Here is a 9,213-nt window from a genome sequence, read left to right on the forward strand (position 1 = left end):
TTCGAGCGTCCGGTGAACAGGTCTTTCAGTCCCATGGTGGTTCCTTTCCTGTGGTGGGTTTACGGGGGACAGTTGTGGGGATCAGGCTGTGATCGTGAGGATGTAGCCGCCGGCGATCGCCACGGCCAGGATGGTGNNNGAGGCCCTCGCCTTTACTTCCTACGGCAGCCCTGAAGGCTTGCGGGGAACTAACCTTCTGCCTTGGCGTCCTGGCAGCAATGCTCGTTCGCTTGCTGAGGTGCCTCAGCGCTGGTGTTCTGCTGCCTATCGTCTTCATCGGCCGGAACGATCTCGACGTTACAGCAGTCTGACTGCTCGTTCTTAGAGCGTCCAGTGAACAGGTCTTTAAGTCCCATGGTGGTTCCTTTCCTTTGTTGGGTTCACAGTGCGGTTCTGGGTGGTCAGGCGGTGATCGAGAGGATGTACCCGCCAGCGATCGCCACGGCCAGGATGGTGACGACGAATGCCACGAGAAGCCGTGGCTTGAAGATCGCCGTGAGCATCGATACCTCCGGTGCGGAGGCCCCGGCCCCGCCGATCATCAGGGCGAAGATCGGGCCGAGGGCCACACCGGCGGACTGGAGGGCCAGCCCGACCGGGAGCATGGTCTCCAGGCGGATGTAGAGCGGGATGCCGATGACCGCGGCCAGGGGCACCGCCCACCAGATGTTGGCTCCGGCGAAGGCGGTCAGCTGGTCCTCGGGGACGAACTCGTAGATCGCGGCTCCGATCGACACGCCGATGAGCATGGGCACAAGCAGGGGGCGCAGATCGGTCCAGGCTTGGCGGAGCGCTCCGGGCATCTCGCCACGCAGGCCTTTCCACGGCTCGGGCGTCTTCTCGCCCTGCACGCGCACGCGCTTGAGCGCCTTCTCCAGGCCCAGGCCGCGCCATACCCACGGGATGATCAGTGAGACGGCCAGGGTGAAGAGCGTGTAGACGATGGCGGTCGTCCATCCGAAGACGATCCCGATGCCGCCGACGATGATGGGGTTGAGCAGCGGCGAGGCGATGAGGTAGGTCATCGCTGTCTGGAAGGCGACCCCGGCGTTGAGCATTCCGACCAGCATCGGCAGTGTCGAGCAGGAGCAGAACGGAGTCACCGCCCCCAAAAGCAGTCCCTTGACCGGTCCGGGGACCCTCCCGCTGCTCATCCAGTCACGTATCTTCTCCGGCCCGAATCGCCGGTTGATCAGCGCGACGGCGGTCGAGACGACGAGGAACAGGGCCAGCAGCTGGCCCAGCAGCAGTGCGAAGGTTCCGAGTGTGTCAGTCAGCATCGGTCACCGCACTGTGTGCCGGGATCTCGGCCTCGGTGCAGCAGGCCCGCTGCCCGGCGGGAGTCAGCGTGGCAAGGTGGGCCAGCCACTGGACTGGAGCGGCCAACTGTTCGCAGCAGATCGAAATGAGGTTCGACCGGCCCTGCGGGGCCACTTCGATCAGCCCCGCCTTGAGCAGAGCGGAGACGTGATGGCTGACCAGCGCCTGGCTCAGACCGGTTGCCTCCTGGAGCTGCTTGTTCGTCATGGCACCATCGGCCAGGCTTAGAACGATCGTCAGCCGGTTCTCGTCGGCCAATGCCGACAGGGTGGGGGTCAAGTAGGTGGCTCGTTCTCTGGCCGACAGGTCCGAGACCACGGGAGAAATCTGGATCGGTGAAGTCATGCCTCTACACTAACAAGCCCTGGCTTGTAATACAAGCCGTCACTGATGTTTTATGGGTTTTGCGATCCCCGACCTGTAGGGGGAAGGCGGCTGGTGATGTCGCGGACGGCGTCCTTGGCGGTCCTGCCTGCACCGATCAGCGTGGCTGAGGCGAATCCGGTGAAGTCCCCGTACCCAAGCAGGTGCAGGCGGGACTCGTCGACGGAGCGTGTGCCGATGGTCCTGGGCACGCCGTTCTTGCGGCTCAGACCCAGGGGGCCAAGGTGGTCCAGCGTGGGGCGGAAGCCGGTGCACCAGATGATCGCGTCGTAGGACGCGGCGACGCCGTCGTCCCAGGCCACGCCCTCGCCGGTGAGACGGTCGAACATGGGGCGGGGATGGAGCACGCTGCGGTTGCGGGCAGCACGGACGCTGGGGACCATCACGATGTCGCCGAGCCCGGAGACGCCAGCGGCAGATGCCCCTGTCTTCCGAGCTACCTCGCGCTTGGTGGCAACGTCGAAGAGGACGCGGCCGTCGACGTCGTCGGGCATGAAACGGGGTGGGCGCAGGGTGGCCCACGTCGTCTCGGCGACCATGGAGACTTCGGCGACGATCTGTGCTGCGGAGTTGCCTCCTCCGACGATGAGGACCCGCCGGCCACGGAACCGCTCCGGGGAGGAGTAATCGACGGTGTGCAGCTGCTCTCCCGTGAACTCGGCGATACCTGGATAGGCGGGCACGAAGGGTGTGTCCCAGGTACCGGTGGCGCTGATGACGAACGCGGTGTGCCAGTTGCCGTGATCGGTCTCTATGTTCAGTCCGCGGTCGTTGGCGCGGACGCCGCTGACCTGGATGTGCCGGCGCACGGGCAGTTCATAGCGCTGCTCGTAATCATGCAGGTATTTCACGACGTGGCCAGCGGTGGGGAAGGTCTCGCCCTCCTGGTGCGGCATCCGCCATCCTGGCAGCGGACTGTACTCGGCAGGGGAGAACAGCCGCAGCGAGTCCCAGCCATGCTGCCAGGCCCCGCCCGGATGGTCCTGCCTGTCGAGGATCACGAAGTCCAACTCCGCCCGGCGCAGGTAGTAGCCGGCGGCCAGGCCTGCTTGGCCGCCGCCGATCACGACGACTTCGGCACGCTCACTCATCGGACTCCCGCGGGCCGAGTAGGTCGGTAGTGAGGTCACGAACGCGGCACTCGATCTCGTTCCGGATCGGACGGACGGCGTCGATTCCCTGTCCCGCGGGATCGTCCAACTGCCAGTCCTCATAGCGCTTGCCGGGGAAGATGGGGCAGATGTCACCGCATCCCATCGTGATGACCACGTCGGAGGCCTTCACACCCTCGGTAGTGAGGGCTTTCGGCTGCCCGGTGGTGATGTCGATGCCTTCCTCGCGCATCGCCTCCACTGCGACCGGATTGATCTGCTCCGCGGGCAGCGACCTCGCCGAACGTACCTCGATCCGGCTACCGGCCAGGTGACGCAGGTAGCCGGCGGCCATCTGGGAGCGCCCGGCGTTGTGGACGCAAGCGAACAACACCGTGGGCCGGTAGTCGCTCATGCCAGGCTCCCTTCGGGAATCAGGTGCAGACTCGGGTTCAGCGCCCTCAGCAGAGTGCTGATGGCCGTCTCTCTGCCGGGGACGACCCGGTACCAGACCCATGTGCCCCGCCGTTCGGCGGTCAGTACCTGGGCGTCTTTGAGCACTTTCAGATGATGCGAGATCGTCGGCTGGGAGACCTCGGCGAGACTCGCCAGGTCGCACACACAGCACTCGCCGCGCGGGTCGGACGCCACGGCGGAGAGCATCCGCAGGCGCAGTGGATCGGCTAGAGCCTTGAACAGAGCCGAGAGCTCGGCGGCGTCCTCGGCGCTCATCGCTCCTGTCGCACTGGGCATGCCGAACTCAGAACCGGGAACAGCAGCAGCATCGGTCATGTTGTCCTCATTTCTGCGGCGTAGGGGTCGGTGCGGAACCAAGCATGTGCGGTCCAGAGGGAGACGTAGACGAGGCCGACCAGGACAGGCACCTCGATCAACGGGCCAACCACCCCTGCCAGCGCCTGACCGGAAGTCGCCCCAAAGGTGCCGATCGCCACGGCGATGGCGAGTTCGAAGTTGTTTCCCGCCGCGGTGAACGCCAGCGTCGTCGAGCGGGCGTAGCCGAGGCCCATGCCCTTGCCGAGCAGAAGCCCGGCGAACCACATGAGCGCGAAGTAGACGAACAGTGGCAGGGCGATGCGGGCGACGTCGAGCGGGTTGGACGTGATCGCGTCGCCTTGGAGCGCGAACAGCAGCACGATAGTGAACAGCAGCCCGTAGAGCGCCCATGGGCTGATCCTGGGGACGAACTTCTCCTCGTACCACTCGCGCCCCTTGCGTTTCTCGCCGGTCCAGCGGGTCGCGAACCCGGCGATCAGGGGCACGCCGAGGAAGACCAGCACGTTGAGGGCGATCTGCCCGACCGACACATCCAGGCCTTGGGTACCGAGGCCGAGCCAGCCGGGGAGGACGGTGAGGTAGAACCAGCCGAGGAACGAGAACGCGATGACCTGGAAGATCGAGTTGATCGCCACCAGTACCGCGGTTGCTTCCCGGTCGCCGCAGGCCAGGTCGTTCCAGATCACCACCATCGCGATGCAACGTGCCAGGCCGACGATGATGAGGCCGGTACGGTACTCGGGCAGATCGGGCAGGAACACCCAGGCGAGAGCGAACATCACCGCCGGGCCGAGCAGCCAGTTCAGCACGAGCGAGGACACCAACAGCTTATTGTCACCTGTGACGGCGGCGATCTTGTCGTAGCGGACCTTCGCCAGCACTGGGTACATCATCACCAGCAGGCCCAGACCGATCGGCACCGAGATGCCGCCGACCTCGAGCCGCGCCAGCAGATGGGAGACGCCGGGCACCAGCCGACCAAGTAACAGCCCGGCGACCAGCGCCAGGCCGATCCAGACCGGCAGCCACCGATCCAAACTCGACATGCGTCCAGAGACACCACGACGGCGTGCTTCAACCCCTTGAATCGACACCCTCCTATATTGACATCCTTCGATACAGCGAGCAAAATGCCCAGACACTGCTTCTCGTCACCGCCGCCAGCGCTCGCAGACCCTGCCCCTGCTCTTCTTCCTCGGCCTGCCCCTGATCGCCGGGTTCGCGACCCCGGAGAGGAACGTACCTTCCTCTCCGCGTGATTAAGGCCGGTCTTGATGCGTCGCTGTACTGATGTTGACGCGGGCAGGCCGATACCTCATCGGCTGATGCACTGCCGACGTTTTTGGCTGACTCTCTAGATGCTCGCCGATGAGCTGTCATTTCTCCCCACACGTCTGGCACTAAGAGTGCGAGCCGCGCGCTGCGCGCGCACCTGACCCCCGAGATCGCCCCTCCCGTGACGGTCTCGGGGAGGGGCCGTCGTGGTGATGACCATCCGGGTCATGTCGTCCGGCAAGGGCTACGAGTACCTGCTGAAATCGGTCGTCGTCGGCGACGGCGACCGCGAGATGAGCAGCCCGCTGACCCGGTACTACACCGAGACCGGCTGCCCACCCGGAAGCTGGGTGGGCACCGGACTGACGAGCCTCGACGACGGGCGCACCCCGGCGTTGGCCGAGGGCGACACGGTGACCGAGGAACACCTGGCCCGACTGCTGGGTGAGGGCATCCACCCGGTCACCGGGGAGAAGCTCGGCAAGAGGTTCCCCTCGTTGCAACCCCCACGCGAGCGGATTGCGGCGCGCATTGCACGACTCGACCCCGACTTGCGAGGCGAGACACGGGCAGAAGCGGTGCAGCGCATCCGTGAGGAAGAGGTTGCGAAGAAGCCGCGCACCGCCGTTGCAGGGTTCGACCTGACGTTCTCCCCACCGAAGTCGGTCAGCGCGATCTGGGGCGTGGCCGACGCGGGCACGCAAGCCCTGATTGCGCAGGCGCATCACGCCGCAATGCGCGACACCATCGCGTTGCTGGAAGAGCGCGTCGCCGCAACCCGCGTCGGCGCGGGCGGTATCGCGCAGATGCCGATCGTGGGCGTAATCGCCACCGCGTTCGACCACTACGACTCCCGAGCCGCCGACCCGCAACTACACACGCACGTCGTGGTGTCGAACAAGGTGCAGGGCGTAGATGGGCGGTGGCGCACCCTCGACTCCCGCCGACTGCACAAGGCCGCTGTCGCTCTCTCGGAGTCGTACAACGCCTTTCTCACGGATCACACCGCGCGGTTTCTCGGCGTGACGTGGGTGCCCGTCGACCGGGGCAAAGACCGCAACACCGGGTGGGAGATCGAGGGCGTACCGGCGGCACTGATCACGGAGTTCTCCCGACGCACCACCGGTGGCAGCGACGGCGGGGAGGGCATCGAGCAGGTCAAGAACCGGCTGATCGAGCAGTACGTCGCCGAGCACGGGAGGCAACCCTCAGCGGCGACGATTGCGAAGCTCCGGCAACAGGCGACCTTGGAGACGCGACCAGAGAAAGAACTGTACTCGCTGGCCGCCCTCACCACCGACTGGCGGGCGCGTGCCGAGGTCGTGCTCAGCGAGGACGCACCCACGTGGGCGCAGCACCTGCTCGACCGGGGTACGACCGAAGCCCGGCTGCGCGCGGACGACCTCGGGCTGGAGCAGATCGAGGATCTCGCCTCGGTGGTGCGGATGAGCGTGGCGAACCGGCGCGCAACCTGGGGGCGCTTCAACCTGCACGCCGAGACCATGCGGCAGATCATGGGCGTCCGCTTCGCAACCACCGACGCCCGTCTCCAGGTGCTCGATCAGATCGTCGCGCACGCCGAAGCCGAATCCCTGCGCCTCACCCCGGACTACGACCGTGCCGTACCCGCTCACTACGTCGAGGACGAGGGCAACAGGTTCCAGCCGGTCGATCAGATCGCCTACTCCAGCCAAGACATCCTCGACGCCGAGCAGCGCCTCCTCACGCACAGCCAGCACACCGGCGCTCCAGCACTGACGGCGCGGCTCGTCGCGCGGCACACCTCGCGCAAGATCAGGGGCGTCCGGCTCGACCCCGACCAGGCCGTCGCTATCACCCGCATCGCCCGTTCCGGGCTGAGCCTCGATCTACTGGTCGGCCCCGCCGGTTCCGGCAAGACCACCGCGCTACGTGCCCTGCACCGAGCATGGACAGCCGCGCACGGACGCGACTCGGTGATCGGCCTCGCACCGTCAGCGGCTGCCGCCGAAGTGCTCGGCGACTCGCTCGGCGTGCGGGCGGAGAACACCGCGAAGTTCCTTTACGAACACCATCTCGGGCGCTGGAACCTCGAAGCCGGGCAGCTCGTGCTCGTGGACGAGTCCTCCCTTGCCGGCACTCTCGCGCTCGATCGCATCGCCGAGCACGCCGCCGAGGTCGGCGCCAAGGTCGTGCTCATCGGCGATTGGGCGCAGCTGAGCGCGGTCGAGACGGGCGGGGCGTTCGGGATGCTCGTGCGTCACCGGCAGAGCGTTCCCGAACTCACCGACGTGAGACGCTTCGCCAACGATTGGGAGAAGAACGCCAGCCTCGGCCTGCGACACGGACGCACCGATGCGCTGGACGAGTACCAGGAGCGGGGCAGACTGGCGGGCGGTGACGCCGAGACGATGCTCGACACGATCTACGAGGCGTGGCGCAGCGACCGCGCCGCGGGCCTGCGCACACTGATGATCGCGGGCACCGGCGAGATGGTCGCCCAGCTCAACGAGCGCGCCCGCGCCGACCTCATCGAGACCGGGCAGGTCGAGGTGGACGGTGTGCGTCTGCACGACGGCACCACCGCAGGCGTCGGCGATCTCGTCGTCACTCGACTCAACGACCGCCGCCTGTCCACCGGCAGGGCGTGGGTCAAGAACGGTGACCGCTGGCAAGTTGCCCGCCGCTACGACGACGGCTCGCTCGCCGTGCGGCGGCTGGGGCGCGGCGACAAGCCCCACGGTAAAGCTCTCGTGCTGCCTGCGAAGTACGTCCGCGAGGAACTCGAACTCGGCTAGCCGAGGTTCTGCAAACGCACTCGCCTGTGAACATGCGCGTGCGCGCGGTTTCAGTCTACTCCCATCTGTGGACGGTGACCTTGCCGACTGTGCGGCCGTTCTCGACCAACTCGTGCGCCTCGCGGAGTGTGGTCGGTGAGATCGGCGCGAGTGTCGTTGTGGCCGTGGTGCGGATGCGGCCCTGATCTACAAGGTCAGCGACAGTGTTCAGGAGCTGGTGCTGTTCAATCATGTCCGGGGTCTGCCTGAGCGGGCGGGTGAACATCAGTTCCCAGTGCCAAGCGATGCTCTTGCCCTTGAGCGGGAACACGTCGCGCGGACCGTCGTCAATGGCGACAATATGCCCGAACGCTCGAACGATCCGCGCATAGGTTTCGATCTGCCCCGCGGAATGCGCGGTGAACAGCCAGTCCACGCCATCCTGCGCGACGGCGAGCACCTGCTCAGCCAGGTCGTCGCGGTGGTTCACCACATGCTCCGCGCCCAGGTTGCGCACCCAGGCGGAGCGTTCATCGTCGGAGGCGGTGGCGATCACGGTGACGTTCGGCAGGAGCGCGTCGGCCAGTGCCAGCATGATCGATCCGACTCCGCCGGTCGCGCCGATCACCAGCAGGGTGCCGGTCGAGTCCTCGGTAAGGGCGAGCCGCTCGAACAGGGTCTCCCAGGCGGTGATCGCCGTCAGCGGCAGCGCAGCAGCGTCGGCAAACGACAGCACCTGCGGCTTGCGCCCCGTAATCCGCTCATCCACAACATGCAGGCGCTGGTTCGTACCTGGCCGGTCGATGCTGCCCGCGTAGTACACCTCGTCACCCGGAGCGAACAGCGTCACCGCTGAGCCGACCTCGCGCACCGTACCGGCGGCGTCGAAGCCGAGCACCTTGAACCCGTTCGCAGGAGCGCCTTCCCGCAGTTTCACATCGACCGGGTTCACCGAGACCGCCTCGACCTCGACCAACAAGTCATGCGGTCCAAGTTCGGGCACCTCGACCTCGCGGGCGGTCAGCGCCTCGGGGTCGGTGGCGGGGAGGTTCTTCTCGTATCCGATCGCAGTCGTAGCCGTCATGCCAATTATGGTTCCCCAGACCTACTGGTTACCGTCAAGGCAACCTAGTACCCATCGGATACCATGAACGTATGAGTCAGACCGTGGATGAGTGCGACCGGAACGACGTGTACGCGGCCATGTGTCCGTGCCGCGACATGCTCGACCTGCTCGCCAACAAGTGGAGCGCCCTGGCCATCGGTGCGCTCGAAGACGGGCCGCAACGCAACGGGCAACTCAAACGACGCTTGGAAGGCGTCAGCCCCAAGGTGCTGTCCCAGACCCTCAAGCGTCTCGAAGACCACGGCCTGCTCACTCGCACCGTCTACCCCGAGGTTCCCGCTCGCGTGGAGTACGAACTTACTGACCTCGGACACAGCGCAGCCGCCCCGTTGAAGCATCTGCGCGACTGGGTTGAACACAACGTCGGAACCGACCAGTAGCGACCCCCTCGGCGCTACATCGAGCCAGGAGTCCCGGCCTCCGCGTAATACCGCGTCAACACAGACGAGGCGTCGCGGTCGCCGTC

General features: G+C 66.2%; 9 protein-coding genes. 2 read left to right on the top strand and 7 right to left on the bottom strand.

The window, feature by feature from the left end:
* Positions 1-401: 401 nt before the first annotated feature.
* Genes B3587_RS07705 through arsB form a run of 6 tightly spaced genes read right to left on the bottom strand, consistent with a single transcriptional unit; the run spans position 402 to position 4,636 of the window.
* Complete coding sequence (locus tag B3587_RS07705; RefSeq protein ID WP_292727637.1) at positions 402-1,280, bottom strand: permease; 879 nt, start codon at positions 1,278-1,280, stop codon at positions 402-404.
* Complete coding sequence (locus B3587_RS07710; protein WP_292727639.1) at positions 1,270-1,665, bottom strand: ArsR/SmtB family transcription factor; 396 nt, start codon at positions 1,663-1,665, stop codon at positions 1,270-1,272. The genes B3587_RS07705 and B3587_RS07710 overlap by 11 nt, the downstream gene beginning before the upstream one ends.
* A gap of 50 nt (positions 1,666-1,715) precedes the next feature.
* Positions 1,716-2,795: an ArsO family NAD(P)H-dependent flavin-containing monooxygenase gene (locus tag B3587_RS07715; protein ID WP_292727641.1), complete on the bottom strand. Its 1,080-nt coding sequence runs from the start codon at positions 2,793-2,795 to the stop codon at positions 1,716-1,718.
* On the bottom strand, positions 2,788-3,210 hold the full coding sequence (locus B3587_RS07720; protein WP_292727643.1) for an arsenate reductase ArsC: 423 nt from the start codon (positions 3,208-3,210) through the stop codon (positions 2,788-2,790). The genes B3587_RS07715 and B3587_RS07720 overlap by 8 nt, the downstream gene beginning before the upstream one ends.
* On the bottom strand, positions 3,207-3,587 hold the full coding sequence (locus B3587_RS07725; protein WP_292727644.1) for an ArsR/SmtB family transcription factor: 381 nt from the start codon (positions 3,585-3,587) through the stop codon (positions 3,207-3,209). The genes B3587_RS07720 and B3587_RS07725 overlap by 4 nt, the downstream gene beginning before the upstream one ends.
* Positions 3,584-4,636, bottom strand: coding sequence for an ACR3 family arsenite efflux transporter (gene arsB, locus B3587_RS07730; protein WP_292727646.1), 1,053 nt, complete (start codon positions 4,634-4,636; stop codon positions 3,584-3,586). Before arsB ends, B3587_RS07725 begins: the two co-directional genes overlap by 4 nt.
* Positions 4,637-5,077: 441 nt before the next feature.
* On the opposite strand from arsB, the gene mobF reads away from it, so the two are divergent.
* Positions 5,078-7,642, top strand: coding sequence for a MobF family relaxase (gene mobF / locus B3587_RS07735; protein ID WP_292727656.1), 2,565 nt, complete (start codon positions 5,078-5,080; stop codon positions 7,640-7,642).
* Between the two features lie 55 nt (positions 7,643-7,697).
* Here mobF and B3587_RS07740 read toward each other — a convergent pair whose 3' ends face one another.
* A complete protein-coding gene (locus B3587_RS07740; RefSeq protein WP_024476678.1) occupies positions 7,698-8,705 on the bottom strand; it encodes a zinc-binding alcohol dehydrogenase family protein in 1,008 nt (335 codons plus the stop codon).
* A 71-nt stretch (positions 8,706-8,776) separates the two neighbouring features.
* Between B3587_RS07740 and B3587_RS07745 the strand changes: the two genes are divergently transcribed.
* Positions 8,777-9,127: a winged helix-turn-helix transcriptional regulator gene (locus B3587_RS07745; RefSeq protein WP_024476679.1), complete on the top strand. Its 351-nt coding sequence runs from the start codon at positions 8,777-8,779 to the stop codon at positions 9,125-9,127.
* Positions 9,128-9,213: the final 86 nt, after the last annotated feature.

This window comes from Microbacterium sp. UBA837, from assembly GCF_002296025.1.
Taxonomy (GTDB): Bacteria; Actinomycetota; Actinomycetes; order Actinomycetales; family Microbacteriaceae; genus Microbacterium.

What these genes read in the sequence shown, in the direction of transcription:
- B3587_RS07705 (WP_292727637.1), bottom strand. Translation starts at nt 1,280, where the DNA reads ATGCTGACTGACACACTCGGAACCTTCGCACTGCTGCTGGGCCAGCTG.
- B3587_RS07710 (WP_292727639.1), bottom strand. Translation starts at nt 1,665, where the DNA reads ATGACTTCACCGATCCAGATTTCTCCCGTGGTCTCGGACCTGTCGGCC.
- mobF (WP_292727656.1), top strand. Translation starts at nt 5,078, where the DNA reads ATGACCATCCGGGTCATGTCGTCCGGCAAGGGCTACGAGTACCTGCTG.
- B3587_RS07740 (WP_024476678.1), bottom strand. Translation starts at nt 8,705, where the DNA reads ATGACGGCTACGACTGCGATCGGATACGAGAAGAACCTCCCCGCCACC.
- B3587_RS07745 (WP_024476679.1), top strand. Translation starts at nt 8,777, where the DNA reads ATGAGTCAGACCGTGGATGAGTGCGACCGGAACGACGTGTACGCGGCC.
- arsB (WP_292727646.1), bottom strand. Translation starts at nt 4,636, where the DNA reads ATGTCGAGTTTGGATCGGTGGCTGCCGGTCTGGATCGGCCTGGCGCTG.
- B3587_RS07725 (WP_292727644.1), bottom strand. Translation starts at nt 3,587, where the DNA reads ATGACCGATGCTGCTGCTGTTCCCGGTTCTGAGTTCGGCATGCCCAGT.
- B3587_RS07720 (WP_292727643.1), bottom strand. Translation starts at nt 3,210, where the DNA reads ATGAGCGACTACCGGCCCACGGTGTTGTTCGCTTGCGTCCACAACGCC.
- B3587_RS07715 (WP_292727641.1), bottom strand. Translation starts at nt 2,795, where the DNA reads ATGAGTGAGCGTGCCGAAGTCGTCGTGATCGGCGGCGGCCAAGCAGGC.